Source organism: Micromonospora sp. URMC 105, from assembly GCF_051386295.1.
In the GTDB taxonomy this organism is placed as follows: Bacteria; Actinomycetota; Actinomycetes; order Mycobacteriales; family Micromonosporaceae; genus Micromonospora.
This window is the reverse complement of the sequence record NZ_JBPQTL010000037.1, coordinates 17268-32228: the sequence shown is the minus strand read 5'-3', so window position 1 is coordinate 32228 and position 14961 is coordinate 17268. Positions and strand designations below refer to the sequence as shown.

The following is a 14961-nucleotide window of genomic DNA, read 5'->3' as shown; positions in this document are numbered from 1 at the left end:
ACGGCTCGCTACGATCACGCGTTCTCATCCTCGCCTGGAGCTGATGCATGTCCACACCGCCGGTCGATCCCTGGTCCACGCAGCCGGAGCCCGGCTCGTACCCGCCCCCGCACCAGCCGCCGCCCCCGGGCACCGGGCCGACGCAGGCCTGGCCGCAGATCCCGCAGCAGGGCGGGCACCCCGACGCCACGCAGGCGTACGGGACTCACCCGCCGGCCGGCCCGCAGCCCACCCAGCCCTACCCGGCGTACCAGTCGGGGCAGGCGGGGGTCCAGCCGCAGGCGCAGCCGGGCGGCTACCCGGGCGTGCAGCCGGACGGCTTCGCCGGCGCCCCGGCGTACGGCCTTCCCCCGGCGCCGCCGCCGGCGAAGAAGTCCCGGCTCGGCCTGATCCTGACGCTGGTCCTGGCCGGGCTGCTGGTGCTCTGCGCGGGCGGCGGCGGGCTGGCCTACGTCGCCCTCTCCGACGACGACCCGGACCCGAAGGCCAGCAGCCCCACCCCCGGCGTCTCGCGCGCCGCCCCGGCCACGTCGGCCCCGGAGCCGACCCCGTCGGAGGAGGAGGTCGAGCCGGCCCCGAACATCCGGCTGGTCACCCCGAAGACGCTGGCCGGCCGGTCGAAGAACACCGAGCCGCAGCTGCGCCGGATCGCCGACGACATGGTCCGCGACATGAAGAGCGGGGTACGCAACGAGACCGGTGCGGTGGGTGCCTTCTACGGCAGCGCGGGCCGGCGGAACCTGGTCATGGTGGCCGGCGCCTCCGGGCCGGTGCTCTTCCCCGAGAAGGAGCTGGACGACGCGGTCGAGGGCCTGTCCACCTCGCTGGCCGTGAAGAAGATGGCGACGGTCGACCCGGGCCCGCTCGGGGGCGTGGCCAAGTGCGGCGCCGGCAAGAGCTCCGGCATCGCGCTCGGGGTGTGCACCTGGGCCGACGAGGGCAGCGTCGGCCTGATCGTGATGTTCTTCTCTTCCGCGGCCAAGGCGAAGGCCGAGTTCGCCACCATCCGCGGTCAGGTCGAGAAGCGCTCCTGAGGCGGGAAAGCGCAGGTCGCGGTGGCCGGACGGCCGGTACGAACGGCACCGGCCACCGCGACCGCCACCGCCGGGCCGACCGGTCGAGCCGGGTCCCAACGGGACAGCGGACGGGCGCTGGGCTGGCTTAGGATCACCCGTCCTCACCTGACTATCTGGAGCAGACTCATGTCGCAGCCGCCGTCCAATCCCTATCCCCCGCAGCCGGGCAGCGGCGCGCCCCACGGCTCGTACCCGGAGCAGCAGCAGGGCGGCTACCCGGCGCCGCAGCAGCCGGGCGCCTTCCCGGCGCAGGCCGGCCAGCCGTACGGCGACCCGAACCTGCCGCCGGCGAAGAAGAAGTCCAACGTCGGCAAGATCGTGCTGATCTCGCTCGCCGTGGTGCTGGTGCTCTGCCTGGGCGGCGCCGCGATCGCGTTCTTCGCGGTCAAGGACGAGGTCAAGGAGACCGTGGACGCCAGCAAGACCCGGGTGGCCGCCCCGGCGACGCTCGCCGGCCGGGCCAAGTCCACGGACCCGGCCCTGCTCAACGGCGCCACCCAGCTGGAGACGGAGCTGAAGAAGTCCCTTCCGGACGCCACCAGCACCGCCGGCGCGTTCTACGGCACGGCGGCCAAGAAGGACCTGGTGATGATCGCCGCCGCCTCCGGGATCAACACCAACCCGTCGAAGACGCTGGACGACACCATCAAGGGCGCCGGCCAGAGCGCCGTCAAGATCGGCGAGATGAAGACCGTCCCCGCCGGCCCGCTCGGCGGAGAGGCCAAGTGCGGCGACGCCGAGGCCTCCAACGTGCCGCTCGGCGTCTGCGTCTGGAGCGACAAGGGCAGCCTCGGCATGATCATCGTCTACTTCAAGTCGGGTGACGAGGCCGCCGCCGAACTGCCCACCATGCGCGGTCAGATCCAGCAGAAGTCCTGACCCGTACGGCGTGACCGGGCCCCGTCCACCGAGGTGGACGGGGCCCTCGTCGACTCAGCCGGCGGTGGCGGCCCGCTCGGCGGCGCTGCGCAGCACGCAGAACTCGTTGCCCTCCGGATCGGCCAGCACCACCCAGCCGGCCCCGTCCGGCCGGCGATGGTCGGCGACCTGGACCGCGCCGATGCCGAGCAGCCGCGCCACCTCCTCGTCCCGGGTCCGGTCGGTGGGCTCCAGGTCGAGGTGCAGGCGGTTCTTCACCACCTTCTCCTCCGGCACGGCCAGGAAGAGCACCTCCGGCCCGCCCGGGGGCAGCAGCATGGCCTCCGAGTCACCAGGGAAGTCGTCCGGCTGGCGGGGGCACTCGAAGACCTGGGACCAGAATCCGGCCAGGGCGTAGGTGTCGCGGCAGTCGATGCCGATGTTGTGGATCCGTGCACTCACGGTGTGTTCCTCCGCAATGGATGGACGCGCCCCGGGTGCGTGGGATGTCAGCAGTGACCGGGGTGGGGCGCGGCAGTGATCATGGTGGACATCGCGCACCCCCTCTCGCCCGTCGGGCTGACCCGCCGATCCTGCCATCGGCGTCCCGGTGCCGACAACCCGGTTTCAGCCCAGCAGCAGGCCGATCACCGCAAGCGTCCCCATCGCGCCCGCGGTGGTCACCAGCACCGTCTCCCGGGCCACCGCCTCGGCCCGCCCGTACTCGCGGGCGAAGACGTAGCTGTTCTGCGCGGTCGGCAGCGCGGCGCAGACCACCAGGGCCAGCAGGTCCGCCCCCGCGACGCCGACGAGCCGGCCGACCGACCAGGCGATCACCGGTTGGACCAGCAGCTTCAGGGCGGACAGCAAGGCCACCTCGGTGCGCTCCCCAGCGGGACGCGGCGGTGCGTCGCCGGCACGCGCCCCGGCGGTGAGCGAGAGCCCGAGCGCGACCAGCGCGGTCGGCACGGCTGCTGCGCCGAGCAGGGCGAGCGGCGCGCCGAGCACGTCCGGCGGTTGCCAGTGCAGGGCCGCGCACGCGGCACCGAGAGCCGGTGCCGCGATCACCGGGTTACGCAGCGGCAGGGTCAGCAGCCGCCCGGGCCGCCAGGTCCGCCCGGCGGACCGGTCCAGCAGGATCAGGACCACCGGGGTGACCACCAGCACCTGGAAGAGCAGCACCCCGGTGAGGAAGGTCGCGTCGCCCAGCACCTGGAGCGCCACCGGGATGCCCAGGTTGGCCGAGTTGACGTAGCCGGCCGCCATCGCCCCGATCGTCGCCTCGCCGCCGTCACGCCGGCGCACCACCAGGCAGAGCAGGAACGCCAGCGCCATGGTGACGGCGGTGCTCGTCGCGAAGGCGCCGAGGGCGGGCGGGTGCACGTCCAGCCGGGTCCGGGACAGCGCCGTGAAGAGCGCGGCGGGCATCGCCAGGTGGAAGACGAAGCCGCCGAGCACCCGCTCGGCCTCCCCGCCCAGCAGCCGGCGTCGTCCGGTCACCCAGCCGAGCCCGGTGAGCACCCAGATGGGTACGAAGGCGGCGAGCACGCGGGCAGCGTACGGCCGGCCGGCCGGGCCGGCGTCACCGCCTCCGGTGCGCCTCCGACCGGACGGCCGGCGCGCCGCCACCAGGGCGGGCCCCGGTCGCCGGGCAGTCGACGTCGGCGGCCGGCAGGGCCACCATCACCTCCAGGCCGCCGCCGGAGCGGGCGAGCACCGTCACGGTGCCCCCGTGGGCGTCGCAGACCGCCCGGACGATGGAGAGCCCCAGCCCGGAGCCACGCGCCCCGGTCCGCTCGCGCCCGCCCCGCCGGAACGGCTCGAACAGCCCCGGCACGTCGGCCTGGTCCACCTCGAACCCGGTGTTCCCCACCACCAGCCGGGAGGTGCGCCCGTCGGTGTCGGTACGGACCCAGAGCTGCCCGTGCAGATGGTTGTAGCGGACCGCGTTCTCGATCAGGTTGCCGGCCAGCCGGTCCAGCAGCCCGGGGTCGCCGACCACCGGGGCGGGCCGGAGCGAGGTCTGCACCCGCAACCCGATCCGCTCCACCTCCCGGGCCATCGCGGACAGCGCGTTGGATGTGCCGGTGGCCAGGTCGAACTCGGTGCGCCGGGCCAGCCGGCGACCGATCTGCGCCTCGCTGCGGGCCAGCACCAGCAGCGCGTCCACCAGGCCGTTGGCCCGCTCCGAGGCGTCGCGCACCACGGTGGCCATCCGGCGGTACTCGGCGGTGTCGGCGTCCTCGTCGCTGAGCGTCACGTCGATCTCGGTACGCATCACCGCCAGCGGTGTGCGCAGCTCGTGCGAGGCGTTGGCGACGAAGCGCCTCTGCGACTCGAACGCGGCGGCTATCCGGTCCAGCATCGCGTCGAACGTGCGAGCCAGCTCGGCCACCTCGTCGTCCGCCCCGGACCAGCCGATCCGCTGGTCGAGGGTGGCCTCGCCGAGCCGCTGCGCGGTGGCGGTCACCTGGTGCAGCGGGCGCAGCGCCCGGCCGGCCACCAGGTACGCCCCGGCCACCCCGACCACGCTGATCGCCAGCAGCGCGACGAGGCCCTTCAGCAGCAGCTCCTGCGAGGCGGCGTCGACCAGCTGGCGCTGCCATTCGGCCGCGTCCAGCGTCCGGCCGTCGGCCAGCAGCACGGTGGTGCCCGGCCGCAGCTCGTCGCTCGGACGCAGCGCGTCGCGGACCAGCAGCCAGGCCAGCACCACCAGCACCGCCCCGGCGCCGACCAGCAGCACCCCGTTGAGCAGGGTCAACCGCAGCCGCAGGGTCGGCCGCAGCCGCGCGCTCACGCGGCCACCTCGGCCGTGCGGTAGCCCGCGCCGACGACCGTCTCGATCAGCGGTGGGTCGCCGAGCTTCTTGCGCAGGGTCATCACGGTGACCCGGACGATGGTGGTGAAGGGATCGGTGTTGGCGTCCCAGACCCGCTCCAGCAGTTCCTCGCTGGAGACCACCGCGCCGCGCGCCTTGACCAGCTCGCAGAGGACGCCGAACTCCTTGTTCGTCAGGTCGACCGGCGTACCGGCCCGGGTGACCACCCGCCGGGCCGGGTCGATCACCACGTCGCCCACCGCCAGCACCGGCGGGGCGGCGGGGGTGGCTCGCCGGCCGAGCGCCTGCACCCGGGCGACCAGCTCGTCGAAGGCGAACGGCTTGGGCAGGTAGTCGTCGGCGCCCAGGCCGAGACCCTCCACCCGGTCGGCGACGCTGTCGCTGGCGGTCAGCATCAGCACCCGGGTCAGCGTGCCGGAGGCGGCCAGGTCCGCGCAGATCTGGTCGCCGTGCACACCCGGCAGGTCCCGGTCGAGGACCACCACGTCGTACCGGGTGACGAAGGCGGCCTCGTGGCCGGCGTCGCCGTCGTACGCCACGTCGACCGCCATGCCGCGCTTGCGCAGCCCCCGCGCGATCGCGTCGGCGAGGTTCCGCTCGTCCTCGACCACCAGCACCCGCATCCCGACCTCCTCGCCGACCTGCCCGTCAACCTAGTGCCGGCCGCCAAACAGCCGTCGCCCACCGCAGCCGTTGCATGAAAGCTCCGGAGTACGGAATGCTTTCGGCACCGATCTACGCAGAGGCAGGGGAGTGACCGTGACACCGGTCGGGAGGCACATCGCCTACCGGGGCTTCCGCCTCACCGCCGACGCGCGCCTCGGCACCGGCGTCGGGGTCCGGGCCACCGCCGGCGGCCTGGAGCTGGCCGACCCGGTCGACCGGCGCGCGCACGACGGCGCGACGTACGAGGCCGGTAGCTGGACCGCTCCCCCGGTGCCGGCCGGCTTCGCCGTGGCCGAGGTGGTGCCCTCCTGGACGGCGCGGACGCCGCCGGGCTGCTGGGTCGAGGTGGAGCTGCGCGGCTGGCACGCGGACGTCCCCACCACCGCCTGGTACGCGCTGGCTCGCTGGGCCGAGGGCGAGGAGACGGTACGGCGCACCTCGGTGCCGGGGCAGCGCGACCCGCACGCCCGGGTGGACTGCGACACGCTGGTGGTCGGGGCGGCCACGGTGACCGGCTGGCAGGTCCGGGTGACCCTGCTGCGCCCGGTGGGTGCGACGGCCGGCCCGCTGCTGCGCACGGTCGGCGCGGTCGCCTCCGGCCCGATCCCCCGCGTGACCGCTTCACCGGTGGACGGGCCGGACATTGGACCGGCCACCGAGCCGACCGCGGGGCGGACCGCCGGGCCGGTGGGGGTGCCGGGCGCGTGGGGCGTCGTGCTGGACGTGCCGCGCTACTCCCAGCGCCGGCACACCGCGGGCGAGTCGCGCTGGGGCGGCGGCGGTGACTCCTGGTGCAGCCCCACCTGCACCTCGATGGTGCTGGACTACTGGGGCGCCGGGCCGGCGGCCGACCGGTACGCCTGGGTGGCGCCGCCCGGCCCCCGCCCGGTCGTGGTGCACGCCGCCCGGCACTGCTACGACCACGCGTACGCCGGGGCCGGCAACTGGGCGTTCAACACCGCGTACGCCGGCCTGCACGGAGTGGAGGCGTTCGTCACCCGGCTGCGCTCGCTGACCGAGGCGGAGGCGTTCGTGGCCGCCGGCGTACCGCTGGTGGTCTCCGCGGCGTTCCGCGCCGGCGAGGTGCCCGGGCTGGACTACGACACCCGGGGGCACCTGATGGTGCTGGTCGGCTTCACCGACGGCGGCGACCCGGTGCTCAACGACCCGTACGCCCCCGACGACGCGTCGGTACGCCGGACCGTGGACCGGGCCCGCTTCGAGGCGGCCTGGCAGGAGGGCAGCGGCGGGGCGGCGTACGTGGTGCACCCGGCGTCGGTGCCGCTGCCCGCGCCGCCGGCCCAGCGGAACTGGTGATCAGCCGGGCAGCCGCCACAGCCCCAGTTCACTCTTCGCTCCCCAGCAGGTGACGGCGCGACCCCGGTGGGTGCAGAAGTCCCAGCCGCCGGGCAGCACGTCGAGGGGGCGCACCTCACCCGTGCCGAGGTCCAGCTCGCCCAGGAGCATCCGGCCGCCGGAGAGCGGCCGGACCGTCAGCATCCGCCCCTCGACCAGCCGCCCGCCGGCGACCTCGGTGCTGATCGGCTGCCACGGCCCCAGTTCGACGCGCATCCGGCCGGTGGCGGGGTCGAGCAGCGCGAAGCTTTCCCTGTCCCCGCCCGGACCCGAGCCGATCGCCAGCAGTTGGTCGCCGAGCGGCCAGGCGGGGGACCACCGGTCGTCGGTCCAGCGCACCCGCCCGGTGCTCGGGTCGAGCACCCGGGTCCCGGTGTCGCCCTGCGCCACGCAGATCCCGCCGCCGCAGGCCCGCGCGAACGGATTGGCCGGGTCCACCGGTGTCCGCCACCGCAGGTCCCCGGTGTCGAGGTCGTAGGCGGCAACCTGGCCCGGACCGCCGTCGGTCAGCAGCACGTCCCCGGCGACCTGGGTGTAGTCCGCCGCCGGGCCACGCGCCGGCGGGACCTGGAAGGCGCTGCCCAGCCGACCCGTGTCCGAGTCCCGCACCTCGACCCGGCCGGCGTTCGTGATCAGGACGACCTGCGCGACGCCCCGGTCGTCGTACCGGTATCCGAGCGTGCCCGCGCCGGCGGTGGCCGACCAGCGCACCGCCCCGGAGCCGGGGTCGACGCCCCGCACCCTGATCCGGTCGGGCTCCATCTTCTCCAGCAGCAGGCCGCCGTCACGGGTCGGCACCGCGACCCCGGGCTGGCGCCACCGCACCCGCCCGCTGTCGTGGTCGAGCAGCGCGGACTCCGGCTCGCCGCCCGGGTCCGAGGTGACCACCACGTTCCCGCCCACCTCGTCCACCAGCGCCAGTTGGTGCCCGGCCGGCAGCGGTGACCGCCAGCGGACCCGCCCGTCGGCGAGCCCCACGGCGACGAGTTCCCGGGCGGACGCGGCGGAGGTCGGCACGGCGCGCACGAGCAGGTCGGAGAGGAGCTGACCGGGTTCGGGACCGGCCGGCACGGCCAGCCGGACCGGCGGCCGCGGCCCGGGCACCGCCCCGGCCAGGCTCAGCAGGGCCAGCAGGGCGACCAGCGCGAGACGCAGCGGGCGGCCCCCCGACCGGGGTGGTCGCGGCGACGGGGTCTGTTCGTCGGCGCGCCCCAGCTCGCCCAGGTCGATGACGGTCACCGTTCCAGCCTCCAGATCCCGTAGCTGCCGCCGACCCGGCGGCAGACCAGCAGCCGCCCGGCGGTCTGGCAGTCGCCGCTGACGTCGGCGAGCACGTCGAGGGTGCGGGTCCGGCCACCGGCCACGTCCACTTCGGCCACCGTCAGCCGGTCGTCGCCGTCCCGCCGCGCCCCGATCAGCCGGCCCTCGGTCGGATGCCCCCCGATCAGGTCCCAGTCGCCCAGGTCGTCGACGACCTCGCCGGTGGCCGTGTCGAGGATCGCCAACGCGTCCTGGCTCCCGGTGCCCGGCCCGGTGACCGGCACCCGGCCGCCCTGCGCCGGCCCGTTGCCGTTCCAGCGGGTGGCGCGCCACCGGACGGCACCGCTGGCGGGGTCCAGCGCCCACATGCCGCCGGTCTGCCCGTACGCGCAGAGCAACGGTCCGCAGGTGTTGAAGTAGGCCACCAGCCCCAGCCGGATCTCCCAGCGGCGCTCCAGCCCGTCCAGCCCGTAGGCGGTGACGAGGGCGGCCTGGTCCCGGACCACCAGCAGCAGGTCGCCGACGGGCTGGCTCCGGTGGTGCACCGGGAGTTCGCCGGGGTTGAGGTGGGCGCTGCGCAGCTGCGCCCCGCTGCGGGCGTCCCGGACCTCGATCTGCCCGGAGGGGAGACCGACCACGATCCGGTCCACCCCGTCGGGCCCGTAGCGGTAGCCGGCGTGCACCGACGTCGGCACCGACCAGGCGAGGAGACCGGTGCCCGGGTCGACGGAGCTGACCCGCCCCGGCTCCGCACCACCGCCCTCCACGGTGAGCAGCGCATCCCCGGCCGGCAGGACCTCGCCACCCGGCCGCTGCCACCGCAGCCGCCCGGTGGCCACGTCGAACGCGAAAATGGTGCCCGGCCCGTCCTCCGACACGTCCCCGGTGACCAGCACCACGTCCCGGTGGACGGAGAGGGCGTCGGCATTGCGCGAGGGCGGCAGCGGCACCCGCCACAGCGGAGCGAGCGCACCCCGCCCGGTTGCCGGCACGGCGTACGCGGTCAATCCCCCGCCCTGCCCGCCCGGGCCGTCGACCGGCTCCACCAGGAAGAGCCGGTCGTCCTGGAGCAGGGCCCTCGTGGACGGCCGGGCCGGCACGGTGAAGCTGGTCGGCGGCGTCGTCGGGGCCGCCCCGGCCAGCGAGACGAGGGTGAGCACGAGCGCGGCCGCCACCCGGGCCGGGCGGCCGGCGTCGCGTGGCGGACGCCGGGCCGGCACCGGCTCCTCGCGGACGTCACCCAGATCGATCAGCGCCACGTCCGACCTCCCCGACCGCCGGCCGCCGGCGCACCCTGCGGGACGCCCCACCGGCCCGGCGGGCACGACGCGTCACCGCCTGTACGATGGCCCGTCGTGGCTGTGCCGGTGGTAGATCCCTCGTTGAACCCGACGTCCGCGCCCGAGACGGTCGAGCCCGTCGCGGCCGACCCGCCAGGGCGGCCCCGTCGGCGCCCGAGCCGGGCCGACATGCTGGCCATCGGAGCCTATGTGCTGCTCGGTGTTTTCGTGTGCCTGAACTACTGGGTGGACGTGCAGCACCGGGTCTCGTCGCACCTGCCGACCGACCACAGCTGGTTCGAGTGGCTCTTCTCGCACGGGGCGTACTCGGTGCGGCACCTGGAGAATCCGCTCTTCAGCGCCCGGCAGAACGCCCCGGACGGGGTGAACATGATGGCCAACACCTCACTGCTGGGCATGACCCTGCCGCTGGCCCCGGTCACCCTCCTCTTCGGTCCACAGGTGACGTACGCGCTCTACCTGGGCGGCGCGCTGGCCGCGACCGCGGGCACCTCGTACTGGATGCTCTCGCGCCACCTGGTGCGCTCGCGGGCGGCGGCCTTCGTGAGCGGCGCCTTCCTCGGCTTCGCGCCGGGCATCGTGCACCACGCCAACGGGCAGCCGAACTTCGTCTCCAACTTCCTGCTGCCGGTGATCGTGGTCCGGGTGCTGCGACTGGGCAGCGAGCCGGGCCGGTGGCGGCGCGACGGCATCGTGCTGGGGCTGCTGGTGGCGTACCAGATCTTCATCAACGAGGAGATGCTGCTGCTCACCGCGCTGGCCTGCCTGGTGCTGGTGCTGACGTACGCGGTGCAGCGGCCGCGCGCGGCGCGGGCCCGGGCGGGCGGTTTCCTGGCCGCGCTCGGCGTCGGCGGCGGGCTGGCCCTGCTGCTGACCGCCTACCCGATCTGGTACCAGTTCAACGGCCCGCAGTCCTACCGCGGCCTGCAGGGTGGGGTCTTCCACAACTGGGGCGAGGACCTGATGGCCTTCGTCACCTTCGCCCGGGACACGGTGGCCGGTGACGAGGCGGTGGAGAAGACCATCGGCCTGACCGAGCAGAACACCTGGTTCGGCTGGCCGCTGGTGCTGGTGGCGCTGGCCGCCCTGGTGCTGCTCTGGCGTCGCTCGCTGCCGGCCCGGATCGCCGGTGTGCTGGTGCTGGTCTTCACCCTCGCCTCGATCGGGCCGAAGGTGCGCTTCGACGGCGTGGAGACGACGGTCGACGGCCCGTGGGCGTACATCCCGGACGACCTGCCGCTGGTGGAGATGATGATGCCGACCCGGCTGGCCCTGGTGGTGGTCGCGGCGGTCGGCGTCCTGCTCGCGCTCGCCTGGGACGCGGCGGCGGGCTACGGTCGCGCCCGGGTGCCCGCGCCCCGCGCGGCGGCCGACGACGCCGGCCGGGCGGCGACCACCGGCCGGGCGGCCCGGGGGCGCTGGGTCCGGCCGGTCGGGTACGCGGCGATCACGCTCGCCGTGCTGCCGCTGTTTCCGCGCCCGCTGCCGGCGCAGCCGGTGGAGCCGCCGCCGCACTTCATCACCGCGGGCGGGTGGCGCCCGTACGTGCCGGCGGGCCGCACGTTGGTACCGGTGCCCATCCCGAGCAACGTGCACGGCCTGCCCACGCTGCGCTGGAGCGCGCTGACCGGGCACGAGTTCCCGGTGCCGGGCGGCTACTTCATCGGGCCCAACCTGGACGGCGAGGGCGTCTTCGGCGCCCCCAACCGGCCCACCAGCACGCTGATCTACACCTCGATGGACACCGGCACGGTGCCGGCGCTGACCGAGGAGAACCGCCGCCAGGCGGTGGAGGACCTGCGCTACTGGAAGGCTTCGGTGGTGGTGCTCGGCGCCCACCCGCGCGAGGCGGTGCTGCGGGAGCTGATGACCGGCCTGATCGGGCCGGCGCAGCGGGTCGACGACGTGTGGCTCTGGGACGTCCGCCCGCTGGTCGGCTGACGCCGCCGCCCGGGCGTCCGCCGGTCGGCCGAGCGGGCCCGGGCCGGCGGCCCGGGCACCGCCGGGGTCAGGCGGTACGGGCGGTCAGCGGCCGGACGTCCCACACCCAGACGTCCAGCTCCCGCTTCGCCGGGCCGACCAGCTGCTCGACGGTGCGCCGCAGCGGCTCGGCGTGCTGGTGGCCCACCGGCAGCACCAGGACCGCCGCGTTCCAGTGGCGCAGCTCGTCCAGGCAGCGACGGCGCTGCCGGTCGTTGAGCTTGGGGCTGCGCCCGGTGGTGGCGACCTCGTCGAGCAGTTCGCCGATGCCGCTGGGCCGGCCGCCGAAGCGACCCGGGTCACCGGTGTTGCCGTTGCGCGGGGCGAGGAAGTAGCCGCCGGGGATCTTGAAGTCGAGGTTGGTGGAGGCGGCCCACCGCATGCCGTGCGTGTTGCCCATGCTCGGCACGGGCACCGGCACCAGAGTCTGGTCCGGGCCCACGTACTGCCGCCAGCGGTCGGCGGTGATGAAGGCCGGCACCGGCGGGCGGGAGGTCACCTTCAGCGGCATCGGCACGATCGGCAGCAGCGCGAGCACCAGGGCGGCGACGGTGACCGTCTTGGCGTGCCGCCACTCGGCGCCGCGCAGCGTCCAGGCCCGCTGCACGGCCAGCGCCAGCAGCATGCCGATCACCACGCTGGTGATCAGGGCGAACCGGGTCGGCACCACCGCGTCGAGCAGCGGCAGCCGGACCAGCAGGTCCCACGGGCCGGTGAAGAGGTTCCGGTCCCACCAGGACACCCGCTCGCCGAGGGAGAGCACGGCGAAGAAGAACCCGGTCGCGGCGAGCGCCCGGACCAGCACCTCGCGGCGCAGCCAGACGACGATGCCGACGGCGAGCAGCGACAGGCTCCAGCCGAAGAAGGCGTTCTCCTCGGAGTAGTTCGGCGCCAGGTTCACGTTCGCCCGCTCGTTGCCGCCGAAGGTCGGCGAGCCGGGGGCGAAGAAGGCGGCGATGTCGTTGCCGTAGTCGCGGACCGCGTCGCTGAGCCCGTGGTACGCCATCGGCCCGGCGAACTGGATGTAGAGCGGGTACGCCAGCAGCGATCCCGCCAGCAGCGTGCACACCGGCAGCCCCTTGGCCAGGGGACGCCAGGCCACCGACCACAGCGCGGGCCGCTGCACCACCATCGCGGTCAGGAAGACGCCGCAGGCCAGCGCGGTGAAGAGCAGGATCTCCTCGTTGATGAACGCCTGCGCGGTGACCAGCAGGGCCAGCAACGCGCCGTCGCGCACCGGCCGGGTGGAGCGGGTCAGCACCATCACCCGCCAGACGATGAACGGCAGCAGGAACTGGGAGATGATGTTCGGGTGCCAGTTGGCGTGCGACAGCATCGCCGGTGAGAACCCGCAGAACCAGGCGCCGACCGCGGCGGCCAGCCGGCGGCGGACCAGGTGCCGGGAGAACACGTGGTACCAGGCGGCGGCGGTGCCGGACAGGCCGAGGGTGACCAGCACCACGAACGACACGGCGGGTCCGAAGAGCAGGGTGACCGGCACCATCGGGATGCCCAGCGCCAGCACGGCCGTATTGGCCATCAGGTTGACGCCGTCGGGGTAGTTGAACTGGTCGGTGAAGAACGGGAACTCGCCGTGCAGCACCACCCGCACCGAGTGGGCGAGGAAGAACTGCACCTGCGCGGGGTCGCTGCTGTAGAGCGAGGCGACCCGACCGGCCGGGTCGACCCAGATCTGGTTGGTCACCCAGAGCGCGGCGAGCAGGAAGATGCCGTAGACGGTGAGGTCCTTGCGCCGGGACGTCCAGCGCCACCGCCGCCACGCGGGCGCCGCCGCACCGTCGCGGTCCGCCGTCGCCGGCCGCCTGTCGGGTACGCCCCGCGCCGGCGCGTCCACGGTCGCCGCCCGGTCGACCGGCGCGCCGGTGGCCGGTACCTGTTCGACCGGCGGATCGAGGACAGGGGGCGCGGTCACGGTCGCCGTGGCGCCGCGGACGGAGCCCCCGGCGGCGTCGGGGTCCGGTGCGGAGGCGCCACGGGGCTCGACAGACGTCACAGTCGGCGGAGTCTACCGGAGCCGGAGAATAGCCCGAAATCGCTGTTGCTGTCCCTTGTGGCCGTCGGACACGGCCGCGAGGTGCGCGGAGACCATTGCGTACCATGTGGGCTTCCGGCAACGACGGCGAGGCGATCGGGAGGCGTTCAGGTGGCTTCAGTCCGCCGCCGCGGCACGACGGCCACCGCACTGCTCACCATGGTGCTGGCCGTGACCGCCTGTGGCCCGGTCGCCGACCGGTCGACCCGCGAGCTGCGGGTCGGCTACGACAGCCTGGACGGCACGCTGCCGGTCTGGCCGCCGCGCGGCTCGCTCGCCGGGGACGCCGCCGCCACGCGGGCGGTGACCGAGGCGGTACGCGCCTGGCGCTCGCCGATCGACGACCGCGCCCACCTGCCCTCCTCGGGCATCCTCTTCTCCGGTGAGGTCGACGGCACCCGGCTGGCCCTGGTCGCCGCCGACGTGCCCGGCGAGGGCGCGTCCTGGCTGCTGCAGCTCACCGGCGACGGCGGCCGCTACACCGTGACCCGGGCCAGCGAGTACACCGACCCCGGTTACCTCGCCTACGCCGACGTGCTGCCGGTGCAGCTCGCCGAGGGCCGCCGCTACCTCACCTCGGGCCGGGTGGAGCGGCTGCTCGGGCCGGACGGCCGGGCGCTGGTGCGCACCGACGGGCTGAGCCGCCCGGTCGCCGTGCCGGCCTGCGCGGCCGTGCCGGTCACCGCGACGCTGCGGGCCACCGAGTCTCTGCCGCGCGGTCGCGCCGCAGAGCGCCTGCTCGACCTCGGCACCGCCACCGTCGACCCCCGCTACCCGCTGGTCCGGGACGAGACCGGCTCGGGCCGCCGGGCCCTGGACGGGCTGGACACCTGCGTGCTCGCCGACGAGCGGGGCCCCTTCGGCAGCATGCCGCGCCGCATCGGCGACCGGGACGCACCCCGCTCGACGCCCGAGTCGTGGCCGATGGAGAAGGTGACGGTCCGCGCGATCGGCGAGATGGCGCTGGGCGGCGGCGACCCGGGCGACCTGGAGCAGCTGACCTGGGAGACGGACGCCGGCCCGATGACGGCGGTGGTCTACCGCCCTGCCGACGGCGGCGAGCCGGTGGTGTCCCCGGCCGACCGGTCCAACCCCCTGCAGACGTACGTGCTGCCGGTGCCCGGGCAGCCGCTGGTGGTGCTCACCTGGCGGGGCAACCGCGACGCCTCGCTCTCGACGCCGCCGGGCACGCCCCGGCTGGTGGACCGTCCCGGCCTGGCGGTGGTGCCGATGCCGGCCGCGAAGCAGACCTTCAGCCTGGCCGGCGCGGAGAAGACCTACTACCGCTCCGTCGGCGGTCGCTGACCCGGCCGTGCCGGCCCCGGTCGGCCGGAGCCGACCGCTCGCCACGCTGGTGCAGGTTCCGGTCGCCGGTACCCCGACCGGCCGTCGCCATGCCTACGAACCTGATGACGTGAACGACTCAGCGCCGCAGGTGCCGTCCCGGCACCGGCACCGCGGCATCGAGGGTCGCGCCGGCCGACCAGCTCGACCCGCTCGAGGCGGCGAGCGACGGCTCGCACCAGCCGACCAGCTCGATCCGCTCGAGGCGGCGAGCCACAACTCGCGCCG

Annotated in this window: 13 protein-coding genes; 5 read left to right on the top strand and 8 right to left on the bottom strand. The window is 74.9% G+C overall.

All coding sequences use genetic code 11. The annotated features are described in order from the left end of the window. Positions 1 to 47: 47 nt before the first annotated feature. Both ACSNN7_RS14665 and ACSNN7_RS14660 read left to right on the top strand, forming a co-directional pair. Positions 48 to 1034 carry a hypothetical protein gene (locus ACSNN7_RS14665; RefSeq protein WP_436681307.1) on the top strand — a complete coding sequence of 329 codons (987 nt, stop codon included), beginning with the start codon at positions 48 to 50 and terminating at the stop codon, positions 1032 to 1034. Positions 1035 to 1202: 168 nt separating this feature from the next. Then, positions 1203 to 1955 carry a hypothetical protein gene (locus tag ACSNN7_RS14660; protein WP_436681306.1) on the top strand — a complete coding sequence of 251 codons (753 nt, stop codon included), beginning with the start codon at positions 1203 to 1205 and terminating at the stop codon, positions 1953 to 1955. 54 nt (positions 1956 to 2009) lie between these two features. Here ACSNN7_RS14660 and ACSNN7_RS14655 read toward each other — a convergent pair whose 3' ends face one another. From ACSNN7_RS14655 to ACSNN7_RS14640, 4 genes are all read right to left on the bottom strand, one after another. After that, positions 2010 to 2396: a VOC family protein gene (locus ACSNN7_RS14655; RefSeq protein WP_436681305.1), complete on the bottom strand. Its 387-nt coding sequence runs from the start codon at positions 2394 to 2396 to the stop codon at positions 2010 to 2012. A 165-nt stretch (positions 2397 to 2561) separates the two neighbouring features. Further along, positions 2562 to 3482: an AEC family transporter gene (locus ACSNN7_RS14650; protein WP_436681304.1), complete on the bottom strand. Its 921-nt coding sequence runs from the start codon at positions 3480 to 3482 to the stop codon at positions 2562 to 2564. A 34-nt stretch (positions 3483 to 3516) separates the two neighbouring features. After that, positions 3517 to 4731, bottom strand: a complete 1215-nt coding sequence (locus ACSNN7_RS14645) for a sensor histidine kinase (protein WP_436681303.1) — start codon at positions 4729 to 4731, stop codon at positions 3517 to 3519. Further along, positions 4728 to 5396 (bottom strand): response regulator transcription factor, encoded by a 669-nt coding sequence (locus ACSNN7_RS14640; protein ID WP_436681302.1) that lies wholly within the window; start codon positions 5394 to 5396, stop codon positions 4728 to 4730. Before ACSNN7_RS14640 ends, ACSNN7_RS14645 begins: the two co-directional genes overlap by 4 nt. A gap of 136 nt (positions 5397 to 5532) precedes the next feature. On the opposite strand from ACSNN7_RS14640, the gene ACSNN7_RS14635 reads away from it, so the two are divergent. Continuing rightward, the gene (locus ACSNN7_RS14635) at positions 5533 to 6756 is read left to right on the top strand and encodes a C39 family peptidase (protein ID WP_436681301.1); all 1224 of its coding nucleotides are present in this window, start codon (positions 5533 to 5535) and stop codon (positions 6754 to 6756) included. Here the strand turns inward: ACSNN7_RS14635 and ACSNN7_RS14630 are convergent, their stop codons facing one another. Together ACSNN7_RS14630 and ACSNN7_RS14625 are read right to left on the bottom strand one after the other, a co-directional pair. Further along, positions 6757 to 8034, bottom strand: a complete 1278-nt coding sequence (locus ACSNN7_RS14630) for an outer membrane protein assembly factor BamB family protein (RefSeq protein WP_436681300.1) — start codon at positions 8032 to 8034, stop codon at positions 6757 to 6759. After that, complete coding sequence (locus ACSNN7_RS14625) at positions 8031 to 9314, bottom strand: outer membrane protein assembly factor BamB family protein (RefSeq protein WP_436681299.1); 1284 nt, start codon at positions 9312 to 9314, stop codon at positions 8031 to 8033. Before ACSNN7_RS14625 ends, ACSNN7_RS14630 begins: the two co-directional genes overlap by 4 nt. A gap of 96 nt (positions 9315 to 9410) precedes the next feature. On the opposite strand from ACSNN7_RS14625, the gene ACSNN7_RS14620 reads away from it, so the two are divergent. Further along, positions 9411 to 11297, top strand: a complete 1887-nt coding sequence (locus ACSNN7_RS14620) for a hypothetical protein (protein ID WP_436681298.1) — start codon at positions 9411 to 9413, stop codon at positions 11295 to 11297. A gap of 67 nt (positions 11298 to 11364) precedes the next feature. On the opposite strand, the gene ACSNN7_RS14615 is transcribed toward ACSNN7_RS14620, so the two are convergent. Further along, positions 11365 to 13269, bottom strand: a complete 1905-nt coding sequence (locus ACSNN7_RS14615; RefSeq protein WP_436681328.1) for a hypothetical protein — start codon at positions 13267 to 13269, stop codon at positions 11365 to 11367. Between the two features lie 231 nt (positions 13270 to 13500). Between ACSNN7_RS14615 and ACSNN7_RS14610 the strand changes: the two genes are divergently transcribed. Beyond that, a complete protein-coding gene (locus ACSNN7_RS14610) occupies positions 13501 to 14694 on the top strand; it encodes a hypothetical protein (protein WP_436681297.1) in 1194 nt (397 codons plus the stop codon). Between the two features lie 118 nt (positions 14695 to 14812). Here ACSNN7_RS14610 and ACSNN7_RS14605 read toward each other — a convergent pair whose 3' ends face one another. Further along, a complete protein-coding gene (locus ACSNN7_RS14605) occupies positions 14813 to 14950 on the bottom strand; it encodes a hypothetical protein (protein ID WP_436681296.1) in 138 nt (45 codons plus the stop codon). Positions 14951 to 14961 lie beyond the last annotated feature (11 nt).

Excerpts from the sequence above, each read along its gene's own strand:
- ACSNN7_RS14665 (WP_436681307.1), top strand. The coding sequence starts at position 48 with ATGTCCACACCGCCGGTCGATCCCTGGTCCACGCAGCCGGAGCCCGGC.
- ACSNN7_RS14660 (WP_436681306.1), top strand. The coding sequence starts at position 1,203 with ATGTCGCAGCCGCCGTCCAATCCCTATCCCCCGCAGCCGGGCAGCGGC.
- ACSNN7_RS14640 (WP_436681302.1), bottom strand. The coding sequence starts at position 5,396 with ATGCGGGTGCTGGTGGTCGAGGACGAGCGGAACCTCGCCGACGCGATC.